This is a genomic window from Paenibacillus sp. UNC499MF (assembly GCF_900107975.1).
Lineage (GTDB): Bacteria > Bacillota > Bacilli > Paenibacillales > NBRC-103111 > Paenibacillus_F.
Genome location: NZ_FNVF01000002.1, coordinates 549976 through 571771 on the forward strand (window position 1 = coordinate 549976; position 21796 = coordinate 571771).

At 51.3% G+C, this 21796-nt stretch carries 23 protein-coding genes and 2 pseudogenes; 23 read left to right on the top strand and 2 right to left on the bottom strand.

The window, feature by feature from the left end:
- The first annotated feature begins 51 nt into the window (after positions 1-51).
- From C4S74_RS07580 to C4S74_RS27250, 6 genes are all read left to right on the top strand, one after another.
- Complete coding sequence (locus C4S74_RS07580) at positions 52-1953, top strand: lamin tail domain-containing protein (RefSeq protein ID WP_103994730.1); 1902 nt, start codon at positions 52-54, stop codon at positions 1951-1953.
- 121 nt (positions 1954-2074) lie between these two features.
- The gene (locus C4S74_RS26440; protein ID WP_374755397.1) at positions 2075-2257 is read left to right on the top strand and encodes a DUF6199 family natural product biosynthesis protein; all 183 of its coding nucleotides are present in this window, start codon (positions 2075-2077) and stop codon (positions 2255-2257) included.
- A gap of 32 nt (positions 2258-2289) precedes the next feature.
- Positions 2290-2709, top strand: a complete 420-nt coding sequence (locus tag C4S74_RS07585; protein WP_103994731.1) for a hypothetical protein — start codon at positions 2290-2292, stop codon at positions 2707-2709.
- 30 nt (positions 2710-2739) lie between these two features.
- The gene (locus tag C4S74_RS07590; protein WP_103994732.1) at positions 2740-3405 is read left to right on the top strand and encodes an HAD family hydrolase; all 666 of its coding nucleotides are present in this window, start codon (positions 2740-2742) and stop codon (positions 3403-3405) included.
- Positions 3406-3430: 25 nt separating this feature from the next.
- Positions 3431-3802 (top strand): DUF4440 domain-containing protein, encoded by a 372-nt coding sequence (locus C4S74_RS07595; RefSeq protein WP_103994733.1) that lies wholly within the window; start codon positions 3431-3433, stop codon positions 3800-3802.
- Between the two features lie 275 nt (positions 3803-4077).
- The gene (locus tag C4S74_RS27250) at positions 4078-4293 is read left to right on the top strand and encodes an InlB B-repeat-containing protein (protein WP_181024335.1); all 216 of its coding nucleotides are present in this window, start codon (positions 4078-4080) and stop codon (positions 4291-4293) included.
- 195 nt (positions 4294-4488) lie between these two features.
- On the opposite strand, the gene C4S74_RS07605 is transcribed toward C4S74_RS27250, so the two are convergent.
- A complete protein-coding gene (locus tag C4S74_RS07605; protein ID WP_103994735.1) occupies positions 4489-5511 on the bottom strand; it encodes a nitroreductase family protein in 1023 nt (340 codons plus the stop codon).
- Between the two features lie 356 nt (positions 5512-5867).
- Between C4S74_RS07605 and C4S74_RS07610 the strand changes: the two genes are divergently transcribed.
- The 16 genes and pseudogenes from C4S74_RS07610 (at position 5868) to C4S74_RS07685 (ending at position 20597) form a co-directional block, all read left to right on the top strand.
- The gene (locus C4S74_RS07610; RefSeq protein WP_103994736.1) at positions 5868-6368 is read left to right on the top strand and encodes a MarR family transcriptional regulator; all 501 of its coding nucleotides are present in this window, start codon (positions 5868-5870) and stop codon (positions 6366-6368) included.
- Positions 6369-6883: 515 nt separating this feature from the next.
- Positions 6884-7393, top strand: a complete 510-nt coding sequence (locus C4S74_RS07615) for an endonuclease V (RefSeq protein WP_103994737.1) — start codon at positions 6884-6886, stop codon at positions 7391-7393.
- Between the two features lie 19 nt (positions 7394-7412).
- Positions 7413-8738 carry an SMI1/KNR4 family protein gene (locus tag C4S74_RS07620; protein ID WP_103994738.1) on the top strand — a complete coding sequence of 442 codons (1326 nt, stop codon included), beginning with the start codon at positions 7413-7415 and terminating at the stop codon, positions 8736-8738.
- Between the two features lie 92 nt (positions 8739-8830).
- A complete protein-coding gene (locus C4S74_RS07625) occupies positions 8831-9394 on the top strand; it encodes a hypothetical protein (protein WP_103994739.1) in 564 nt (187 codons plus the stop codon).
- 502 nt (positions 9395-9896) lie between these two features.
- Complete coding sequence (locus C4S74_RS07630) at positions 9897-10355, top strand: DoxX family protein (protein ID WP_103994740.1); 459 nt, start codon at positions 9897-9899, stop codon at positions 10353-10355.
- A 35-nt stretch (positions 10356-10390) separates the two neighbouring features.
- Positions 10391-10498 (top strand): annotated as a pseudogene (locus C4S74_RS26950) (transcriptional regulator); the annotation flags it as partial.
- Positions 10499-10530: 32 nt separating this feature from the next.
- Entirely contained in the window at positions 10531-10995 is a 465-nt protein-coding gene (locus C4S74_RS07640) for a phage tail protein (protein WP_103994741.1), read from the top strand.
- 416 nt (positions 10996-11411) lie between these two features.
- A complete protein-coding gene (gene kduI / locus C4S74_RS07645) occupies positions 11412-12242 on the top strand; it encodes a 5-dehydro-4-deoxy-D-glucuronate isomerase (RefSeq protein ID WP_103994742.1) in 831 nt (276 codons plus the stop codon).
- Between the two features lie 38 nt (positions 12243-12280).
- Positions 12281-13030 (top strand): DeoR/GlpR family DNA-binding transcription regulator, encoded by a 750-nt coding sequence (locus C4S74_RS07650; protein WP_103994743.1) that lies wholly within the window; start codon positions 12281-12283, stop codon positions 13028-13030.
- Positions 13031-13059: 29 nt separating this feature from the next.
- Positions 13060-13815, top strand: a complete 756-nt coding sequence (kduD, locus tag C4S74_RS07655) for a 2-dehydro-3-deoxy-D-gluconate 5-dehydrogenase KduD (RefSeq protein WP_103994744.1) — start codon at positions 13060-13062, stop codon at positions 13813-13815.
- 278 nt (positions 13816-14093) lie between these two features.
- Positions 14094-14564, top strand: a complete 471-nt coding sequence (locus C4S74_RS07660; RefSeq protein ID WP_103994745.1) for a MarR family winged helix-turn-helix transcriptional regulator — start codon at positions 14094-14096, stop codon at positions 14562-14564.
- The gene (locus C4S74_RS07665) at positions 14539-16050 is read left to right on the top strand and encodes a DHA2 family efflux MFS transporter permease subunit (protein WP_103994746.1); all 1512 of its coding nucleotides are present in this window, start codon (positions 14539-14541) and stop codon (positions 16048-16050) included. The genes C4S74_RS07660 and C4S74_RS07665 overlap by 26 nt, the downstream gene beginning before the upstream one ends.
- A 150-nt stretch (positions 16051-16200) precedes the next feature.
- Complete coding sequence (locus C4S74_RS07670) at positions 16201-16506, top strand: hypothetical protein (protein WP_103994830.1); 306 nt, start codon at positions 16201-16203, stop codon at positions 16504-16506.
- Positions 16507-16623: 117 nt separating this feature from the next.
- On the top strand, positions 16624-16995 hold the full coding sequence (locus C4S74_RS07675; protein WP_103994747.1) for a DUF423 domain-containing protein: 372 nt from the start codon (positions 16624-16626) through the stop codon (positions 16993-16995).
- A 216-nt stretch (positions 16996-17211) separates the two neighbouring features.
- A complete protein-coding gene (locus C4S74_RS07680; RefSeq protein ID WP_103994748.1) occupies positions 17212-18702 on the top strand; it encodes a PAS domain-containing sensor histidine kinase in 1491 nt (496 codons plus the stop codon).
- Complete coding sequence (locus C4S74_RS07685; RefSeq protein ID WP_103994749.1) at positions 18699-20597, top strand: bifunctional diguanylate cyclase/phosphodiesterase; 1899 nt, start codon at positions 18699-18701, stop codon at positions 20595-20597. Before C4S74_RS07680 ends, C4S74_RS07685 begins: the two co-directional genes overlap by 4 nt.
- A gap of 355 nt (positions 20598-20952) precedes the next feature.
- Here C4S74_RS07685 and C4S74_RS07690 read toward each other — a convergent pair whose 3' ends face one another.
- Positions 20953-21492, bottom strand: a complete 540-nt coding sequence (locus C4S74_RS07690; protein ID WP_258042423.1) for a hypothetical protein — start codon at positions 21490-21492, stop codon at positions 20953-20955.
- A gap of 138 nt (positions 21493-21630) precedes the next feature.
- Here C4S74_RS07690 and C4S74_RS26445 point away from each other — a divergent pair.
- Positions 21631-21762: pseudogene (locus C4S74_RS26445) on the top strand (DUF1805 domain-containing protein); the annotation flags it as partial.
- Between the last annotated feature and the right edge of the window lie 34 nt (positions 21763-21796).

The following is a 21796-nucleotide window of genomic DNA, read 5'->3' on the forward strand; positions in this document are numbered from 1 at the left end:
GCTCTTATTCGGCCGTTTTTCATATAATCGTTACGCCTAGGAGGATGAAGAATGCGCAAAAGTTTACGCAACAAGATGGCCGGTGTCTTGACTCTGGCCTTGGCGGCGGCTCCGCTTCTGCCGGTTTCGCCGACTCAGTCCGTTCAGGCCGCGGCCGTGCCGAAGCTGCTCATTACGGAATTGGTGCCGGACACGACCAATTACGCGAGCTACGACGCTTTCGAGTACATCGAGGTGTACAACAACAGCGCCGTACAGGTCGATCTGCAGGGCTACCGGTTCAAAGCCGGCAGCTGGACCGCCCAAATCGCCCAGTCCTACAAGCTGGGACCTTGGGAGACCGGCGTGGTCTGGACCCGGAGAGCCGAAATCGCTCCGCTTGGCAAAGAGGCGTTTAACAGCTATTATTCCCTTTCCTACGCAAGCAAGTACGTACCGGACAGCAAGCTTCAGATCATTGAAAATGTCGGCGGCCTGACGAACAGCGGTACGCAGACCGTCACGATCCTGGACCCGGCGGGCGTGGAAACGGCCAAGGCTTCGTATACGGCCGACGATGTGGCCGAAGGCAAGACGATCACCTACCGCTATCCGGCGGCGGGCGGTACGGCGATGCAGAAGATCGCCGGCCTCCAGGCGCCGACGCCCGGCAGACTTCTCGCCGGACAAGCGCCGGCCCGTCCGAAGCAGGACAACCTGGCGCCTCAGGCACCGGCCGGTGTTACGGCGGCTGCGGGCGGCGGCAGCGCGAAGCTCTCGTGGTCGGCGAACCCCGAGGGCGATGTGTTCCAGTACAACATCTACCAGAACGGAGCCCTGCTCTATACAGTTCCCGCTTCCCAGCGCGAGTTCACCGCTTACTCCCTGATCGGAAACAAGCCGTATACATTCCAGATCAGCGCCGTGGATCTTTCCGAGAACGAATCGGCCAAAACGTCCGTTACCGTCACGCCTTCCCACCAGCTGATCACGCAGGAAGAAAGAGCCGTCAATCCGAAGGACGCCAAGTACCAGAGCTTGTGGAACATCAGCTCCGACGGTCCGGTCGTTCCGGGATTGAAACAGGATCTCGTCCCGCAGGGGATGGCGTATTACCAGGCCAACAACTGGCTGCTCACCGTGGCGTATCTGGAAGACGGCCGTCCCGCGACTTTGACTGTCACGGACGCTTCGACGAACCAGTACGTCAAATCGATCGTGCTGTATAACAGCGACGGCACTCCGTACACCGGACATGCCGGAGGCGTGGCGGTCAGCCGGGATCACGTGTGGATCGCCTCGGAAGGCGCGCTGCATCAACTCCGTCTGAGCGATGTGACCGGCGCCCAGAACAACGGCGAAGTCTCCTTCATCGGCTCCGTGCCGGTGCCGGTGGACGCGGCGTTCAACACGTTCGCCGACGGCGTTCTTTGGGTGGGCGAGTTCTACGAAGCGAAGAGCTACCCGACCGATCCGAGCCACAAGCTCGTGAACCGCGACGGCGTGCAGCATTACGCCTGGACCGCGGGATACCGGCTTGACCCGGTCACGGATACGATCCGTTCGGACAAGTGGAACGGCAGCGCCGGCACTCCGGCCGTGCCGGACTATCTCTTGTCCATAACGGAGAAGATCCAGGGCATCGCGTTTATGCACAATTCCGTCGTGCTCAGCCAGTCCTACGGACGCGGCAACGACAGCACGCTGTACCGCTATAACAACCCGCTGCAGGAGCCGGCCCACGCCACGGGAACCGTGGGCGGGACAAGCGTGCCCGTCTGGTTCCTCGACGGGCAGTCCGCCAAGGCAACGAACAGCAAGCTGACCGCCGTACCGATGACCGAGGGCATCGTGCCGGTGGGCGGCGACCTGTTCGTCCTGTTCGAGTCCGGCGCGAACAAATACCGGTACACGACGACGTACATCATGGACCGCGTTCTCAAAATCAACTGGAACCAGTGGGACCAGATGTAAGCAGCCGGGCCGTCCGCTTCTCGGGAAGCGGGCGGTTTTTTTATTTTGCGGGAAAAGACGGAGAGATGTAAGATAAAGGAAACAGGAAGGGAGAAAGGAGGTAAGGACTATTTTCATTTTTATTGTCCTAGTCGTGATAGGGCTTTTAATGCTGGCTGCGCCGGGCGCCGTCTGGGCCGTCAAGGAAAGCTGGAAATCCAACGACGGAACGGAGCCGTCGGATCTGTATCTGTTCTCCACAAGGATCGGCGGAGGAATTTTTCTGCTTATCGGAATAGCCGGTATTGCAGTCAGTCTGCTGTGAGCGGTGAATCCGTTTAAATGAGGGAAGAGATTATGGTAAAAAAGTGGAACTGCACGTTTTTCGGTACGCTTCGGTTGACCCTGCTTTTAAGTGTTCTTCACGGAGCGGGCGGAGAACTGCTTTTTGTTTGTGTCTATAAGTATTCTGCGGTAATGGAAAGCCTAGGTCTCGCCGTGGCTGTTCTGACGATTTTGTACGCGCTGCCGGTTGTTGCATGGTTCCGGACGAAATATTGGGCCGTGTTGGTTTTTCTCCTTGTACTGAGTCCGCTCGGCTGCTTGTTGTTTCTTTTCATCGGAGGACTGCTGTTTCCGGCCGCGGAAGATGACTTAGGAGCCGGAATACTTTGGTTCATCACGACAGGGATCAATCTTTTGAGCGTTGTGCTCGGCACGCTCCTGGGCGGTTTGACCAACCTGATGCTGCGCAGCAGGCGAATGCTGAATTCTTAATTGTTTCTATAAAAAAGGAGGACCCCACCCATGCCGATCAAGGCGGTTCTTTTCGATTTCGACGGCACGCTGGCGGATACGCTGCCGCTTTCATTCGACGCTTTCCGCCGTGTTTTTGAAACGTACGAAAACGTGACGCTGTCCGACGAGCAGATTACGGCCAAATTCGGACCGACCGAGGATGACATCATCCGGCTGAATGTGAGCGACGCTTCCAAGGCGCCGGCAGCCATAGCGGATTACTATGCTTTCTATGAAAACCATTTTCATGAAAGGGTGAGCATGCCCCGGGACATTGTACATATGCTGGAGGCTTTAAACGAGCTGGATGTTCGCATGGTCATCATAACGGGCAAAAGCAGGAGAGCCCTCGATGTTAGCTTGAACAAGCTGGACATTAGAAAATACTTCTGCTTCTCCGTATCCGGCGACGAAGTAGAGCGTCCGAAACCGGACCCGGAGGGTATTTCTGCAGCGCTGAAAAAGCTTGGAGTGTCCAAGGAGGACGCGATCTTCGTTGGAGACAGCAGCGCGGATATTAAGGCCGGGAAGTCGGCCGGATTGTGGACGATTGGGGCTCACTGGTTTGAGACCGTTCAAACGACGCAGTTTTCTCCGGAGCCCGACGATGTGTTGACGAATGTCCGGGATCTTACGGAGCTTGTGAGGCAATCAAGAACAGATACAGACCGCTAAGAACAAAAGAAGGGATAGATGCAGCATGACCTATCAAAAAGCATTGGAAGCTTACATAGCCGCTACGAATACACACGACTTCAGTGAAGTCGAAAAAGTTCTTCACCCGCTGGCCGTCTATTGGTTCACGGACAAGAGCTGCACGACGCCGGAGCAAATCCGGGCGTACTTTGAGAACGCATGGAATCTTATCCGTGAAGAGGTGTATTCGGTCCGGGATGTGCAGTGGATTGCGGAGAGTCCGCAGTCGGCCGCCTGCATTTACACGTATCATTGGGAAGGCTATCACAACGGGAAGTTTGTTTCGGGGAGCGGGCGCGGGACGAATGTGTTCGTCAAGGATGCTGAGGGCGAGTGGAAGCTCGTGCACGAGCATCTGAGCGGTGCCGTTCAGTAGGGGGAAGGTATTAGATTAGTTGTCGAGCAGAACGATATAATAGCAGAGGCATAGTCAAGTTAACAGGAGAGAGTGCGATGTAGGCTTCGTCGCATGCACATGCGAAAGGAAATATTAATTCAACTTACAAATATTAGCTGCTGAAATATCATGTTGGTAACAGATCTCGCCACGCATACCTGTGAAGGTTGCGCACCAGGGCGAGACATTTTTTTATATGGAGATAACCAGCGTTTGTGTCGTCGCTCTCTTCTTTGAGGGATAGCCAACCGATCGTGTCTCTTAACACGAACGGCGGTTCAATATTTTATTCTGAAGCGGTGCCGTTCGGAGGTACATTGGTGTCTCAATATATTCCGGTGAAGGAGTGCTGCAGCTTCGAGGGTTGGTACTACGACAGTGCGCTGACGCAAGCCTACAAGAAGTCGGATCCAATCAAACAAACAATAACGCTGTACGCGAAATGGGGGCTACGAGCGCAAACACATTGACCTCGATGATCGGTACGGTAAGTACCGGCGGGACAGCGAGCGAGACGATCTCTGTGAAACAAGTAAGCCAATTCGTCATCAAGCACGCATCGGAAGTTGGGGAGCCCCACCGCCTTAAACACGAAGGGGTATCATTCACGGAATTATTTTGGACGAAAACTATAGCAAGCGTCGGGCGTTTAAAAGTCACAATAGTCAAAGATGAGTAATATTCAGCAATGGGGAGGTTGATGCGGAATTCGAGTAACGATTATTCCCCCCGAGCTCCAGCACCGCCACAATCCGTTCCTGAGGAAGAATCCCAAATGGCTTACATCTTTCGCGGTCATAAATCCAATCCGGAATCATGCGTCGCACGTTCCATGGTTTTGATTTAGTCAACAATTGAAAATTCTGAATTAAGCAGCAAACCGCTGCGTAATCCTCTTCTTGCTTGTGGAGATCCGCTTCTTCCTTTGCCACGACCAGAAGCAACGAAGGGGAAGCATCCTCATATGAGGATCCTAGTTGGCTGACCATATCTTTATCAGTCACGTAAACAAATCGCCACGGTTCTCGTAATCCGTCGTTTGGTGCCCAGACCGCCTCATTAAGAACATCTAGAATACTTTGTGAATTTATTTGAAGGTTATCCGAATGCAGCCTGTTATCCTCACCAATTGAAATCCACTTCTTTTCTGCCGGCGTTCTTTTCCGCCAGGATCTTGGCGTTTTTTCGAAGTGCCCTATATGCAATATCCCGGCAAATCTCTCTCCTTTTCGCAAGCCTATTTCCTTAAAGAAGGACTCGCTTTGAATCATTGGGTCTGTGTACCACAGCATGCCCAACGAGTGATTCCACCCTAGCAACTGAAAGTTTTGCATGATGCTGCATACTGCTGCATAATTTTCGTCACTTTGCTGCTTGTTATCGGTTGCTTCTGCAATAAAGACCAAGTTGGCAGGGGTATTCGATAATTGTTTCGCGAAAAAATCCGTCATTGGGGAGGGGATAAGCTTTCCCAGCCTGCTTTCCTTTACCTTAGCAACCATGCTGTTGGCTAGCCTTTGACGCGAATCGAGCGTGTTGAAATGAACACAACGCCAGTGCGGCGTCTTCTCGGATTCGTACAAGCTTGCAGCGTTATTCAGCAAGGAAATAATCAGTTCTTGTTCTATCGGTGTTACAGTAAATTTCCTTATGGATCTACGTTCTTTTATCACCTTGGAGAAGTCCAAAAAGATCACCTTCTTCAGTTTTTGTTAATACACAAACAATAATTTTAATTTGAAATCAAAGAGTCAAGGAGTTTAAATATCTTTTTTTGTTCACGAGTAAACTATATAATGTGTGAATGGCGTTTGTCAAACTTATTATTGAGAGTAGATATCATGTGAGGTATGCGAAAAATGTTTAAAACAATCAACCAAACAGGGTTGGCTACAAATTTCGGTCATCAAATTGGATAGAGGTTCAGCAATTGATTAATTGAGATGGATGTGGTACTTTAGTTTACGTGTTAACAATTTCGACGGGTGTTATCCATATGTGACTGGTTCATTCATATAACTTTGTAATATAAAGGGGGAGCATAGTGAATCCATCCGAGGGACTTAAGCAATTTTTATATGACCGATTTCTTCATTTTTTGCATTTGGCAGAGGATATTTCCAGAACCGAGATTGAAGAGTTTGCTAATCTCGCAAAGCTGCAAGGACTTACCTCGTTTCCGAATTTGACAGGCATACACGTAATTGATTGCATCGGCAACAACGAACCAATAAATAACACGTCAATTGCGGAAAAAATGAATTTGTCCAAGGCTAGTATTACAAAAGTCAGCACTCAACTGCATACAGAAGGTTTCATTAAGCGAAGCCAGATGAACGACAACAAGAAAGAAGTGTATTTTAGCCTTTCGCCCAAAGGCAGGCAAGTCTTCGAAGCGCACACGTTGATGCATGAAAAAATAAAACGCAAATTTTTCGATGATTTGAACTCATTTTCGGAATCAGAACTGCAGGCTTCGCTTAAATTTTTCCAAACGATAATTAATCAACATGATAACGTCGTCAAAGCAGATGGAAAGACATGACGTAATGAGTGAAATCAACATTAATTTTTGTTTGCAGGAGTTATTCGCCAGGCTGGGCGAAGCCGACCTGTATGAAGGAGAAGATTATTTCCAAGCTCGGTAGAAAAGCAGCAATAACAAAGACACTGATGGATTGAATCTCAGTGTCTTTTTACTGCATGGATTTCCTGATAACTCTTGCCATGGTCAGTGGTTCACTTATTATTAAAAATCTCTCTCCACAGTACTTGATGGTAGCTCAATCAGCAGATTAAGACGATAGTGATAATTGTCCGGCGAGCAAAGACTACAAAATAAGGCCTTTGTTTGTCTCTTTTTAAAGGCTGTGGAAAAAGCCGGACGGTTCCCATCCTGCTCTCCGTTGTCGGCGGCAAAATTGAACATAAAAATCCGTACTTTAAATTTATTATGGTGGATATTTTCTTTATTCTACGCCTGCGGCAGAAAAAATACTCTGTGATATAATGGCTATAATTTATAGCTTAAAATGGGCTTAAAGGAAGGGATTGCTATCCATGATCATCGCTGTCGATGTATATTATGAGGAAAACCAAGCGAAGTCAGTGGGGGTTATTTTTCAGAGCTGGGAAGATTCTAAACCACTCGAAGTCATAATCTCTTATACGGAAAACCCTCACGAATACGAAACGGGTTTTTTCTATAAACGAGAGCTCCCTTGTATACAGGAACTGTTGAAACTTACTGATATAAATCAAATACATACCATTGTTGTGGATGGCTACGTGTACTTAAACAATGAGAAAAAGCCCGGGCTCGGACATTATGTTTACACACATTTTTCAGGAAAAATTCCAGTGATCGGTGTTGCAAAAAGTGCCTTTCACGACAACGAAGCCTTTGTCAAAAAGATTTACCGAGGCAGCAGTTCCAAGCCTTTGTATATAACCTCTATCGGCATGGAGCTAGCAACCGCTGCCGAGCACATACAGAGTATGTACGGAGAATACCGCTTTCCGCATCTGCTGAAATTGCTGGATAAGCAAACGAAGGAAGCCCGGCTATAATCAACAGGGGGAATTCAATATGTTGTTTTGGAAGAAAGAAACGCAACTTGATCGAATAAAAAACAAACTCGAAAAGGCCATGCGCAAAGATACGGCTTTTTCGGTGTTTGGAGCATCCTCACACAAATACAGGGTTTATGAAAAGCTTACAGCAAAAGAGCTTGCGGACTGGCAAGCAAAGAATCAAGTCACACTCCCGGAGCCTTATGCGCAGTTTTTAACGAGAGTCGGAAATGGAGGTGCCGGGCCGTATTACGGGATTTATTCGATTGAAAAGGCAACCTCTTATACCGGTAGTGCACTTACTACAAAATGCGTTCTACACCCCGGAATGACAAAAGAGGAATGGAACCATCTGACCGATCCCCTGATCAATGATGAGGACATCTCCGACCTGGAATACGACGCCGTCCGCGATAGGGTGTTGGGCGGCATGTTGTGTATTGGCACACAAGGCTGCGAATACGATATGTATCTCGTACTTGAAGGGAAACACAGGGGGAAAATCGTTTACACTTCAGATTTTTATCCGGATCATCCCTTTTTCTTTGTTTATGAAGACAACTTTCTGGACTGGTATGAGCGCTGGCTGGACGAAATTATTTTGGATTATGATATCGCGTGGTTTGGCACCAGAATGCCGGGCGATGAAAATGCATTAATACAGGTTTATCAAAACGCCCCAAACGAAGAAATCAAATCAAAAGCGCTTGATGGAATGTTCAAGTTTAAGAAAATCTCGCAGCCAACCGTTGATTTTTTAGAAAGCGTTGCTGAGCAAGGACAAAATGATCGCACCACAGCCATTCAGCTAATCTGCAAAACCTCTATTGACGCGGGAAGAGACTTTCTCCTTGAGCTGTTGCATTCTGAAAGTAATGAGGATTTTTTACAAGCATTATACATTCTGAACTGGTACGGTAAATCTTCTGATTTAGCGGAATTTATACAAGTGATAGTGCAAAGTCTTGACAGGGTTCACGACCCGGAGACGCTGCGTCATGTGGGGTATGTTTTGGAATCTTCCGGCGCGATTACACTCCAAAACTTTGCGCCTTTTTTGTGCCACAACGACTCGAATATACAAACAGCTGCAATTTATGCCACACGCAGTTGCAATGACAAATCGGAAAGTTGGGAGATCATTCAACAGATGTTCATGGGGGGCGGCAAGGAGGTTGTGAAAAACTCTATTCACTATTGGGGCATTATCCCACATGAGAAGTTATTGCCTTATTATAAGGCTGCATGGCCGGAATATAAAAGCAAAAATAATTTCAGGGAAAAATTTATAGATTGTTTGAAAGAATTAAATTTGCCGGATGATTATTTTGACAAAGAATAATTTAACTGCTCCATATCCATACCATTGAAAACTCGCGCAACATTGCGTAAGGCACCTTGGAAATAATGATTCCATTAGAAGAGGAGAAGTATATGAGTTACGATCTCTCTGTCCACCTTAAGGGATTAAATGACAGTATTATACCTGAATGGTTGTCTGAAATAAGAAAGTTTAATATGGATGTAGAAGTATATCCTGGATTTTCATTCAATACTCATTCAGGATTTCTTCCCTTCAAGGTTGTCATCTATGATTGCCCTAACAGTAGTCTGAATAATATCAAACTAATGACAGGATTTGAATGGTTTGTTAGACATATTGAAGTAAAGGGTAAGAAGGGAACCTTTTTCACAAAGATATTTGGCAAACAACAACCATTGAGATTAATTGAGAAGAAACTAAGAGAAGCGGAAACTGAAATAAGTTTTTACATAAGTACAAAGGATAGTTTTGAATTTAGGATGGGATGGTATTCAGCGGCTACGCTCGCTTTATTATGCGATGGCGTATTGACCGACTTACAGGAAGGCATTCAATTGGAAGGAAGTCAATTAATTAGACATGCACATGAAGTAGTTTTGAAAGACGAGAGGCTAATCAATAAAGACGATTGGAGAGTACATGAATTTAAAGAATGGCTTGGGGAACACAAATAGGGTTCCATTATTGGGGGTACTTTCATCATTGAACGATAGTTGAATGGACCGCTGTTTTATTATTCCTGCTGAATTTTCTCTGAGGCTTGATCGATAATCTTCCAGCGATAGGGTTTCATAAATTTCGGCAGTGCTGTGGTTACGGAGATATCATGATTTCTTGGTGATAAACTGCTCCGACCGAACCGGCTGTAATCAGGTTGCCATCGGTCACGATTCTCTCGCAGTCCCGACGCCCGCCAAAACTGACTCATGTTCAAAAACTTCGGCGTTATCGCGCCGGAGCTTTTTTTGCATTCAATCAAAGAGCCAAATGCTATAAAATATTGCCACACATAGCCAGTCGGCAGTTTCATGCAGACTTAAAAATATTGTTGACACGACACCGAATGGTGTCCTATAATTTAAAGTGACACCAAACGGTGTCCAATTAAGAGCCAGTCATTAACAAGATTGAACCCTGAATATGTTTCGCTTAAAACAAGTATAAGGAGGAAACAAAATGAGCACGATCATCAGTATGGAAACAACTGCGAAAGCAGAAACCCGGCACCGCGGAAAAACGATCGCTTATTGGACCGTGACCTTACTGCTCGCAATATCCATTACATTAAGCGGTATCGGGCAGCTAATGCGATTGGGAGGTAATGTAGACTTGGTGACCGGTATCGGATTCCCGCTATACGTTACGCACATTCTCGGGACTTGGAAATTACTCGGAGTCATCGCTATCATCGTGCCGGGTTTTCCCCGGCTTAAAGAATGGGCTTACGCCAGTATTTTCTTCTTAATGACGGGTGCGGCTTTATCACACGTGTTTGCCGGCGATTATGGGGATAGCGGGTTTCATTTTATTCTTCCTCTTTTCTATGCCGCACTGAATATCGCCTCGTGGGCGCTGCGTCCAAAGAGCCGCAAAATGTATCAAGAGGTGGTTAAATTATCGGTTGCCCCTTCGTAATAATTTGGAGAGACTGTTGAGAACAAGAGCAACCGATTGCGGAGGATGTATTTGACGCGATTGCAGATCCAACTAGACGCCGACTGATTCGTCTGTTAGCAGAGGCAGACAAGATACCGCTTCATGAATTAACGCCCCAGTTTTAGGAAACCAAAAGATAAGAGGAGAGATGGAAATGTCGTCTATCGTTGATTTTAAAAAGGTGTCCACGGCCGGTCTAGAGTCTTCACCTGTTGCGGAAGCGCTTGCCGGACTGCGTGCAAACGAAGCCCGTTATTTTATGAACAAATACAAGCATGAGTTTACGGTTGTACCCGCCGGCGAAAGTCAGGAGAACCTGGATTATGTGAACCGGATACTGAAGGAAGAACGTGATATCGAGTTTGCGGCCAAGCCTTTGGAAACGTCGCGTTTTCAAGTGGAAAATATTCAATTTACTTATGTCTTTTATGAAGACGGGCTTGCGCTCAATGTCATGTATACGGTCGATAACCCCAAGAAGCGGGCCGTCGGGTTTAAGCTTTCGGAGGGGATGGAGGTACCGCAGGAGTTAGAAGGGAAATTTAAGTTTGCCAGACAGAAGTCCGCATTAGCCGGAACGATTCGGGGCTCGTTTTTTGTAATCAAAGGAGAGTATTAAGGTAAGCAAAATGCAAGTGGAGGAGTCGTTGCCCGAACATGGCGATGCCCGCAGGCTGCCGACCCCAAAAAACTTCGCAACGTTTCCCCGGGCTCGGGGCTGATCGAAATTGAACCGGACTCCCGTTCCGCCCATAGGAAAAGCGGCCGCCTTCATCTTTCGGAAGGCGGCCGCTTTTTTTATTTGAAGAGGAGGGGCAGGGCCGGCTGGGTCCGTTGTGCGGGTTGGGAACTCTTTCCTCCTTTCTGAGATCACTATATGCGAGATTAATAGAAAGATGGCGGCGGCCGCCCGAATCTATGAAAAAAAGAATCCCTGATCTCTAAGAAAAAAGTTCTTTTATGTTCACTACCGTTGTGATACACTAAAAACGAACATAAATGAACATAAACGTACCTTATAGGAGGTTACCCCATATGGAAATTCGTCACACGACAAACCCGGCTGATTTTAAAACCTTTACGACCGAACGCATGAGAAAAGACTTTTTGATCGAAAACCTGTTTCAGGAAGAACGTATTTCGATGGTCTACACCCATTATGACCGCATGGTTATCGGAGGCGCGGTTCCCGTTAAGGAAGCGCTGGAACTTGAAGCGGCCGACACGCTCAAAACGGAGTACTTTCTGGAGCGCCGCGAGGTCGGCTTCCTGAACATCGGCGGAGACGCGGTTATCACGGCGGACCGAGAAAGCTTCGAGCTGGGCCGTCTGGACGCGCTGTATGTAGGCAAAGGAAACAAGAAAGTAACGATCTCCAGCAAGGATGCTTCTAATCCGGCACGCGTTTATTTCTGTTCGGCTCTTGCTCATGCGGAAATTCCGACGAGAAAAATTTCGATCAAGGAAGCGAATCCGAACCACCTCGGATCCCTGGAAACGTCCAACGAGCGCGTTCTGAACCAGTACATTCATGCCGACGGCATTCAAAGCTGCCAGCTGATGATGGGCGTTACCCAGCTCAAGACGGGAAGCGTATGGAACACGATGCCGGCTCATATTCATGACCGCAGAATGGAAGCTTACCTCTATTTCGATCTGAAGGAAGACGCGCGCGTATTTCATATGATGGGCGAGCCTTCGGAGACGCGTCACCTCGTGGTCTCCAATGAACAGGGCGTCATTTCGCCGAGCTGGTCCATCCATTCCGGAGCGGGAACAAGCAACTATTCGTTCATCTGGGCCATGGCCGGCGAAAATTATACCTTTAAAGATATGGATATGGTGCCTATGAACGAGTTAAAGTAGAAGCATGAACCTGTTTGACAGGCAAGGAGGAATTATTCATGCTGGCTGCTGAGCGCCATCGTACCATTCTGGAAGAACTGGAAAGCCGGAAAAGCGTCAAGGTTTCCGAGCTTAGCGATAAATTTCAGGTGACGGAAAAGACGATCCGCGAGGATCTCGAGAAGCTGGAGGAGAAGGGGCTTCTGAAGCGGACCCACGGGGGCGCCGTTCCCTTGCCGGACGAAGAGAGCCTGCTGCCGCAGATTCCGAATATCAAGCACGTCCGCGAAAAGTCCGCCATCGCCGAATACGCGCTGACTTTCATCGAACCGCACGACATCATCGCGCTCGACGCCGGGAGTACGACGCTGGAGATCGCCCGCAAAGTGAAGAACATGCCGCTCACGGTTCTGACCAACGATCTGCTCATTATCCGCGAGCTGACGGCCAAGGATCAGATCCGGCTTGTCGTTCCGGGCGGGTACCGGCATCATAACCTGCTTGTCGGCACCGATCCGGATTGGGTGAAGAAGCTCAACGTGCATAAGCTGTTTCTGTCCGCCACCGGCATTCATCCGGATTACGGGCTGACCATTTTTACGGAAGAGCTGACAAGGCTCAAGCGTGTCTACATGGAATGCGCCAAAACGATTTACTGCGTCGCCGACCACAAGAAGTTCGGCAAGGGCGCTTTGATTACGTTTGCGGGGCTTGACGAGATCGACTATGTGATCACGGACAGCGGCATCGGTTCCGAAACGCTGAGCAAATACGGGGAAGCCGTCAACATTTTGCAGGCGCCCCTCTAATAACCGTTAGGCTAAGGAAGGTGTACGGAATGAACTTATTTGATTTGTCCGGCAAAAAAGCCGTCGTAACCGGAGCGGGACGCGGTCTCGGGGCCGCTATCGCGATCGGCCTCGCCGAGGCGGGAGCGGACGTGGCGCTGGTGACGAACCGGACGCCCGCGGACGACGTCAAGGCCCGGGTGGAGAGCTTCGGCCGCCGCGCGGTCACCATCCAGGCGGATGTGTCCGACCGCAGCCTGCTGCCCGGCGTGATCGGCCAAGCCCTCGAAGGCTTGGGCGGACTCGACATCCTGGTCAACAACGCGGGCATCATCCGGCGCAAGCCGGCCGCCGAGCATGACTACCAGGACTGGCAGGATGTGCTGGATGTGAACCTGAACTCCGTGTTCACGCTCTGCCAGCTTGCCGGCCGCCATATGATTGCCCAGGGCTCCGGCAAAATCATCAACGTGGCTTCCATGCTGTCGTTCCAGGGGGGCATCAACGTGCCCGGCTACACATCCAGCAAGCATGCCGTTGCCGGCCTGACCAAAGCTCTGGCGAACGAGTGGGCCTCCAAAGGCATCCAGGTCAACGCCATCGCTCCCGGCTACATGAGCACGGACAACACCGAAGCGCTGCGCGACGATCCGGTCCGCAGCAAGCAGATTCTCGAACGCATTCCGGCTGCGCGCTGGGGCACGTCCGAGGATTTGATGGGACCGGCGGTGCTGCTCGCCTCCCGTGCTTCGGATTACATGAACGGACACGTTCTGTGCGTCGACGGGGGCTGGATGGTCCGCTAAGCCGTGCCGCCCGTTATTTCTCCTTCATCGGACAGGGCCGAACTCCCCCCTGCATAAAGCCAAGCCCTTCCGGGTTACAATGAGAACATCCTTCTCGTTTAATCCGGCAAGGGCTTTTTGCGTTGGACGGACAAATTTAATCAGCGTAGGGAAAAAAGGACTACTAAAAGACTCATGAAGTTTATAGGAATATGATTGACTAGAAACTTTTTAAACACTATAATATTTCGTATGCAAAATATTTGGAGGCGAATAGTAAAGAAAGGAAGGAATCGGCATTGGAGAAACAGGAACGCAGTCACCGGATATTTCAATCGTACCGGGAAGTTAATCATGCTTTTTTCCAAGTCTTGATGAAAGCGGCCCAGCTGTATGGCTTGACGCCGGTCCAACTGCTCACCCTGAAAAATCTGAAGGAGCATCCTCGTATCGGATTGGGGGAACTGAGCGAGCATATTCTGCTGGGGACCAGCACGACGAGCGGGATTGTGGACCGTCTGGTCAAAGCGGGGCTCGTTTCCCGGGAACGTTCGGAGACGGACCGCAGGTCCGTGATGCTCAAGCTGACGGAGAAAGGGCTGGAACAGTGGAACCTGGTCGAACGGGACCACATGGACCGATTGTATATTCTCGCTTCGGTATCCGAAGAGGATCAGCGGCAGCTGGAGCGTATCAATACACAAATCTTAGACATTTTACAGAAAGTGAGAGATGAAGAAACCCATGAGTACAGAAGCACCCAAATTTAAGCGGGGCCCCATTGTGGCCTCCCTGCTGATCGGAGCGTTCGTCGCCCTGCTCAGCCAAACCTTCCTCAACGTCGCCCTGCCGGGCATGATGAAGGATCTCCACGTAAACGAGAACACCATCCAGTGGCTGTCCAACGGCTATATGCTGGTCAGCGGTGTTCTCGTCCCGATCAGCGCCTTTCTGATCGAGCGGTTTACGACGCGGAAGCTGTTTATCGCCGCAGTCGGCTTATTTACGCTGGGCACGGTCATAAGCGGCTTCGCCCCCGGGTTCGAGCTGCTGCTGACCGGCCGTCTTGTCCAGGCGGCAGGCGCCGGCGTGCTTATGCCGCTGATGTCGATCGTCTTCCTGACGATCTTCCCCGTAGAGGAACGCGGCAAAGCGATGGGCATGATGGGCGTCGCGATGATTTTCGCCCCGGCGATCGGCCCCACGCTGTCCGGCTGGATTATGGAGCATTACAACTGGCGCGCCCTGTTCTACATCATTATCCCGCTTTCTTTATTCGCTCTGGTCTTCGGAGCCGTATCGCTTAAAAACGTGACGCGCACGTCCAAGCCGCGCCTTGACGTTCTCGGCGTCATCCTTTCGACCCTCGGTTTCGGAGGACTCTTGTACGGCTTCAGCGACGCGGGTAAAGACGGATGGGACAGCACGGTTGTCGTGACCTGCCTGGCTGTCGGAGCCGTTTCGCTGATCTTGTTCATCTGGCGCGAGCTGGTGACCGAGAAGCCGATTCTGGAATTCCGTGTTTTCAAATTCAACATGTATTCCCTCACGACTGTCATTAACGTCATTGTTACGATGGCCATGTTCTCCGGGATGATCCTTCTCCCGCTTTATCTGCAAAATATCCGCGGATTTACGCCTTTCGAATCCGGACTTCTGCTTCTTCCGGGCGCGATCCTGATGGGTATCATGTCTCCGATTACGGGGATTATCTTCGATAAAGTCGGAGCCCGCTGGCTTTCGGTTATCGGCCTGCTGATCACGGCCGTGACAACTTACGAATTCAGCAAGCTTACCATTGATACGACGTATACCACGCTCATTCTGCTCTACACGATCCGCAGCTTCGGCATGTCGATGCTGATGATGCCGATCCAGACGGCAGGGATGAACCAGCTTCCGCAGCGTCTGAACGCGCACGGCTCGGCCATGTCGCAGACGCTCCGGAACGTGGCAGGCGCCATCGGGACCGCTCTGCTTGTATCCATTATGACCAATGCGTCGAAGTCCCACGGAGCGGAGCTCGTTGCCGCGGGCGGCATTAATCCCGCCGACAAGGTCAAAATGGCGGAGATCGCCCAGCAGTCCGCGATCTACGGCATCAACCATTCCTTCGTCGTGGCGACTTGGATGACGGTGGCCGCTCTCATCATGGCCTTCTTTATCCGCAAGGTGAAGCCGCATGTCGAGATCAAGCACGAGAGTGTCGTGATTGAAAATAAAGAAGCCGAAGCCGCCACGGTTTCGTCGAAATAAGGAAAAAACGGAATCGTCCCGAACGCCGCCCCCGTGGCTGCTTCGGGACGATTTTTTTGCTTGGGAACGGCATGCTCCAGGAAGGAATCTTCCGGAGAGTTGTCGAATTTTGGAACCATGCAGGCTTTGCAGAGAGAGGGGACTTTTAAAATGAAATGCAGCATTTGTCAATGGGTTAAAATCGTCGATATGAACAACGAAGCGCTGACGGAGCAGCTTTTTGTACATGGAGAAATCGAAGGGGCCGCGCTGACGGTAGGCGCTTCGGTCGTTACGCATTCGCTCGGCCTGAAGAAATTCGAAGTCGTGTACGACAAGAGGGAAGGCATCGAATCGGCCCGCTTTAAGGTGGTCGACATCGAAGTGGACATGCTTCAGCACCCGTTCACGACCCGTGCCTACCTGGAGCCGCAGGTGCTCATCATCGGGCAGCACGACGTGGGTGAAACGGAGTAATCCGCGAGGCTCCGGCAGAGCCGGCAAGGCGGCGGAAAACCGTATCCCGATTGGATTCTTGGCGGATAATCGGCTATCATGAGAGAGACGACTTTGCTTACAAAGGAGAATGGAGACATGATGCGTTTATTCATGATGCTGGGAAGTATCAATATGTTTTTGGCGGTGGCGCTGGGCGCTTTCGGCGCTCATATGCTGAAAACGAAAATCAGTGCGGATATGCTTGCCGTCTACCAGACCGGCGTGCAGTATCATATGATTCATGCGGTCGGTCTTATCGCGATCGGCCTCGCGGCGGATCGTCTGACGCAGAATCAGTCCCTGGTCAATGCCTCGGGCTGGGCGATCGTGATCGGAATTATTTTATTTTCCGGAAGCCTCTATGTGATGAGCTTGTCCGGAATCAAAGTGTTAGGGGCCATTACGCCGTTCGGCGGGGTCGCTTTCCTGACAGGCTGGGTTTTGTTCGCGATTGCCGCTATGAAATAAGGGCCGGATTTATTCCGGCTCTTTTCTTTTTTGTAAGGGACTTAAATAATAGCAGGAAAATTTACCTAGTGCGTAGAAGTTGTTACCATTTGCATGTTTACTTGTCGATTCAGGTGTTTGACGAAAGACAAAAATGTCGATTGAGGGCGGATTCGCAGGATCATTTTCCCGTTCCGGTCGGCAACCCCAAATCCTTTTGGTTGAAAGGAATACCGGATGTATAAGTCATTCAGTCCAGATGAGGATAATGAATCGGGCTTTATCGCACCCGCTATGATTCCCGTGTTTGCTTACGCGTTCAAAGAGGCCCTGGTCGGGATGGCGGTAGTGAATCAGCAGGGAGATATTCTTGAAGTCAACGAATTGCTCAGCCGGATGCTGGGCTATACGCGCCGGGAGCTTCTCGGGATGAACAAGGACGATATCGTTTACGCGGCGGTCGACACGGAGGACTGGGTAAACCGGTGGAAGGAACTGGCCGCAACGAAAAGACTGCAGACGGAGAAGAGGTTCCGGCACAAAGACGGACACTGGGTCTGGGCGATGCTGAACGTGTCTCTTCTTCCCGATACGGACGGGTCCTTCGTCTATTATGTGCAGCTGCAGGATTTGACGGGCCGGAAGGCCATGGAGGAAAAGCTGGAGCGGAGCCGCCAGGAGCTCGGGCCGCTTTTCGAGTATAATCCCGACATCGTCTGCATTCTGGATATGAAGGGGCACATTGTCAACATTAATTCCACGCTGAGGCAGGTCACGGGATACGAGACGGGCGAATTGGCGGGGCATCCCTGCGAAAGATTTATTTTTCCGGGGGATCTGGACACGGCGGCCAAGCTTTTCAAAGCGGCGAAAAGCGGCAGTTCGCGGACAGGCGAATTCAACGTCTCGCGCAAGGACGGGAGCTGGATCACCGTGGAAGTCAATACGCTTCCGATTCAGGTAGGCAGCCGCGTCGAAGGGATTTACGCGATTGCCAAAGACGTCACGAGGCGCAGGGATACGGAGGAACGGCTGAGAACGTCCGAGAAGCTGTCGGCCGTAGGCCAGCTTGCCGCGGGTGTCGCCCATGAAATCCGGAATCCGCTGACGGCTCTGAAAGGTTTTACCCAGTTTCTACAGTCCGGAGCGGAGGGGAAGCAGGAATACTACGAGATCATGATGTCCGAGCTGAACCGGATCGATCTCATCCTTTCGGAACTGCTCATGCTCGCCAAGCCCAAAGCGTCCGAATTCGCCTGGTTGAATCCGGAGCTTGTGATCCGGCATGTGCTGGCGCTCCTCGAAGCGCAGGCTATTCTCAAGAACGTCGAATTCGTGACGGAGGTGGACGGCGGCCTGTCAAGCATGATGGGTGCCGAGAATCAGCTGAAGCAGTTGTTCGTGAATTTATTGAAAAACGCGATTGAGGCTATGCCGGACGGAGGACTTATCACGATCCGGCTCCAGGAGCAGGCGGAGGAGACGATTTGTTTCGCCATTACGGATCAGGGAAGCGGGATACCGCAGGATCTGATCGACCAAATCGGAGTGCCCTTCTATACGACCAAAGATCAGGGCAGCGGGCTGGGCATGATGGTCAGCCGCAAAATAGTGGAAGAGCACAAAGGCACCCTTCAGATTGAAAGCGTAACGGGGGAAGGGACGACCGTGTATGTTCGGCTGCCCATAAACAGAGAAAGCAGCGAAATGGAGGAAAAGCGGAAATGATACCGGTTCTCTTAGGCGGGTATGCGGCAGTTATCGTGATCGGAAGTGTGCTGCTGAGAGCCTACGCAGTCTGGATCTGCCTGGGAGCTTCTGCCGTACTGGCGGGGGCGCTGTATGCCGTTAACAAGCGCGGCAACCCCGCTGCTTCCCGGCAGGAAGGACTTACGGCATTGGACAACAAGCCGCCGGTGGATCCGCCGGTTGCGGATGAATCCTCCCGATTGCTGGACACTTTATTCGATTACAGCCCGAACGCGATAAGCGTAACGGATGAGCACGGCAAATTAACCCGGGTAAGCCGGACCATGGAGAGGCTTCTCGGGGCGACGAACGAGCAGCTGGTCGGGCATTCTTTCGGAGCCTACGTGTCCGACGAGCACCAGGGTACGCTCAGGCAGCGCTACGGAGATTTGCGGACAGGGGCGCCGCAGTTGTTCGATATCCCGGTGCTTCACCGGAGCGGATACCGGATCGACTTGTCCGCCACGGGCGTTCCGCTCGAGACGCAGGGGGCAAGCAGACGGTTCCTGTTCATGTTCCAGGACATTACGGAGCGGCGGAGAGCCGACGAGCAGTTCCGGCATATGGCCTATTATGACGATATGACGGGCCTGCCGAACCGGCGGCTGTATAAAGAACAGCTTACCGAGGCGCTGCTTCTGGCGGAGAGCCATCATCAGCGAGTCGCGGTCATGTACGTCGACATCGACGGCTTCAAGCTGTTCAACGACTGCTTCGGTTACGACTACGGCGACATGCTGCTGCTTCAGGTGGCGGAGCGGTTCACCCGGTGCGTCTCGGATAACGACTTTATCGCCCGGACGGAAGGCGACGAATTCGCCTTCTTCTACACGGGCATTCAAGGGCGGGAGCAGGCCCTGCAGATCGGCGCCCGGCTGCTGACCGTGCTTGAGGAGCCTTTCATGCTGGAACAGTATGAGCTGCACGTCACGGCAAGCATCGGCATCTCGCTGTTGTCGCGCGAGCGCGAGGATGCGGATACGCTGATGAAGCATGCGAATATGGCCGTGACCCGGGCCAAGGAGAACGGAAAAAGCGATATCCAGATTTTTAACTCTGAAATGAGATCGGTCTCGCTCCAAAAGCTCCAACTGGAAAACGACTTGAGGCGCGCCATTACAAACAACGAATTCGTGCTGCACTATCAGCCTCAGGTCGAAATCGAAAGCGGTCAGATCGTCGGGATGGAGGCCCTTATCCGCTGGAACCATCCCCAAAAGGGGTTTATTCCGCCGGGGGATTTTATCCCGTTTGCGGAGCAGTCGGGACTTATCGTGCCCATCTCGGAGTGGGTGCTGCACGAAGCGTGCCAGCAGAACCAGGCCTGGCAGGATGCCGGCCTTCCGAAAGTTCCGGTATCCGTGAACTTGTCCTCCCGGCAGTTCCTTCAGCACAACCTGAAGACGAAGGTCGACCAGGTGCTGCAGCATACGGGGCTGGCGCCCCACTTCCTGGAGCTGGAGATTACGGAAAGCATGACCATGGACGTGGAGCATGCCATCGCTTCGCTTCTGGAGCTTAAGCAGCTCGGTGTCCAGGTGAGCATCGACGATTTCGGCACGGGCTACAGTTCCCTGTCGTATTTGAAAAGATTTCCGGTCGACCGGCTGAAGATCGACCGTTCCTTTGTCCGGGACATCATGGAGGATCCGAGCGACGCCGCCATCGTCGCCACGATTATTTCCATGACGCGGCATTTGAACTTGAAAGTGATCGCCGAAGGCGTGGAGACGGAGGAACAGCTTTCCTTCCTGCACCGCAATCAGTGCCATGAGGTACAGGGCTACTGGTTCAGCCCGCCGCTTACGCCGGACAAGATGGGCTCCATGCTGCGCCGGATCACCTGCAGCGCAGGGAGACTTAAGGAGGCTTAAGCCGGCTAAGACGGTGCGGTCCGGAGCAGTCGATGAGGCTGCGGACATGGAGAGGCAGCCGCGAAAGTTAAAGCGGTAATGCTTTCGTCTGCATAGTAAGGAAACGATGAGGTTGGCTGCAGCAGCTCCGGGAATCGACAGTGAAATGGGGGCGGCCGGTCAGACAAACGGACGGTGAACGGTTACGGAACGTTCCGGGTCCGTTTGTCAGCCATCCCCCATCCCCGTGATCGAAAGGAACGGGCATGTGGGATAGCGGCTACCGGCGCCCGATGGGGCGTCCGTTTGACGCGGGTCTGCCTCGCTTCCCTGCAGAAACAAGAAAGGCCCGAGCGCGCAAGCGCCGGGCCTTTTTTTAATGTAGAGACATATTGTCGATCTCGTTGAGCTTAAACAGGTAGACTTTCTTCTCATCCACATGGTAGACGGTGACATTGCCCGATTCCTCGTCGAAATTCAGAACCCGGCAGGGAAGGCTGAGACGGATGCCTGCCCCTTTAACGATGGAAAGGCGAATCAGGGTGTTGTCCTTGATCATTTTCCGGAGCTGGTCCTGTACCTGGGGCCGGTGCTGAGTGGAAGCGGATGCATCGGAGGGCGCGGACGACCCGGCTTTAGATGCGGGAGCGGAAGATGTCTGTTTCCCGGATGCTGCCGTATATCCCAATGCGGATGCTTCGGCAGACGGTGCGGACGATGGAGCGATCGGAGCGGTATTTAATTCGATCAGCTTGCCGAGCTCAATTCCCTGCTCAATCGAAAAATCTTTGAAATTCGCGTCGTTCAAGACCTGCAGCAGCTTTTGAAGCGCAAGCCCATTCGTCTCTTCTTCCATCAAAATTTTAACGGTAAACAAATGGCCTTGTTTGGATGTTTGGTTCTTGTTAGTAGTCATAAGACCTCCGTCTCGCTGAATCTGGTCCTCTTACTATAGCATGAAATAGGTCTTCAGATACACACCGTTTTTCCGGCACCAAAACTTCTTTCCGGGCATATACTGCGTATGATTTTGAAGCGAGGAGATGTGTCGATCATGATGAAAGTGGAACCCGTTGAACTGGACGGAAATACGGCCATTGCGATAGAAGTAAAGCTGCCCAAAACGACGCTGCTCGTAGTGACGACGGATAAAGGCTATATCATGTGCGGAGCACTTGATATAGGGAGGCAGTCTTTTTTGCCGGGGGCTATGCCAGACT

Excerpts from the sequence above, each read along its gene's own strand:
- C4S74_RS07580 (WP_103994730.1), top strand. The coding sequence starts at position 52 with ATGCGCAAAAGTTTACGCAACAAGATGGCCGGTGTCTTGACTCTGGCC.
- C4S74_RS07585 (WP_103994731.1), top strand. The coding sequence starts at position 2,290 with ATGGTAAAAAAGTGGAACTGCACGTTTTTCGGTACGCTTCGGTTGACC.
- C4S74_RS07590 (WP_103994732.1), top strand. The coding sequence starts at position 2,740 with ATGCCGATCAAGGCGGTTCTTTTCGATTTCGACGGCACGCTGGCGGAT.
- C4S74_RS07595 (WP_103994733.1), top strand. The coding sequence starts at position 3,431 with ATGACCTATCAAAAAGCATTGGAAGCTTACATAGCCGCTACGAATACA.
- C4S74_RS07615 (WP_103994737.1), top strand. The coding sequence starts at position 6,884 with ATGATCATCGCTGTCGATGTATATTATGAGGAAAACCAAGCGAAGTCA.
- C4S74_RS07620 (WP_103994738.1), top strand. The coding sequence starts at position 7,413 with ATGTTGTTTTGGAAGAAAGAAACGCAACTTGATCGAATAAAAAACAAA.
- C4S74_RS07625 (WP_103994739.1), top strand. The coding sequence starts at position 8,831 with ATGAGTTACGATCTCTCTGTCCACCTTAAGGGATTAAATGACAGTATT.
- C4S74_RS07630 (WP_103994740.1), top strand. The coding sequence starts at position 9,897 with ATGAGCACGATCATCAGTATGGAAACAACTGCGAAAGCAGAAACCCGG.
- C4S74_RS07640 (WP_103994741.1), top strand. The coding sequence starts at position 10,531 with ATGTCGTCTATCGTTGATTTTAAAAAGGTGTCCACGGCCGGTCTAGAG.
- kduI (WP_103994742.1), top strand. The coding sequence starts at position 11,412 with ATGGAAATTCGTCACACGACAAACCCGGCTGATTTTAAAACCTTTACG.
- C4S74_RS07650 (WP_103994743.1), top strand. The coding sequence starts at position 12,281 with ATGCTGGCTGCTGAGCGCCATCGTACCATTCTGGAAGAACTGGAAAGC.
- kduD (WP_103994744.1), top strand. The coding sequence starts at position 13,060 with ATGAACTTATTTGATTTGTCCGGCAAAAAAGCCGTCGTAACCGGAGCG.
- C4S74_RS07665 (WP_103994746.1), top strand. The coding sequence starts at position 14,539 with ATGAGTACAGAAGCACCCAAATTTAAGCGGGGCCCCATTGTGGCCTCC.
- C4S74_RS07670 (WP_103994830.1), top strand. The coding sequence starts at position 16,201 with ATGAAATGCAGCATTTGTCAATGGGTTAAAATCGTCGATATGAACAAC.
- C4S74_RS07675 (WP_103994747.1), top strand. The coding sequence starts at position 16,624 with ATGATGCGTTTATTCATGATGCTGGGAAGTATCAATATGTTTTTGGCG.
- C4S74_RS07680 (WP_103994748.1), top strand. The coding sequence starts at position 17,212 with ATGTATAAGTCATTCAGTCCAGATGAGGATAATGAATCGGGCTTTATC.
- C4S74_RS07685 (WP_103994749.1), top strand. The coding sequence starts at position 18,699 with ATGATACCGGTTCTCTTAGGCGGGTATGCGGCAGTTATCGTGATCGGA.
- C4S74_RS07690 (WP_258042423.1), bottom strand. The coding sequence starts at position 21,492 with ATGACTACTAACAAGAACCAAACATCCAAACAAGGCCATTTGTTTACC.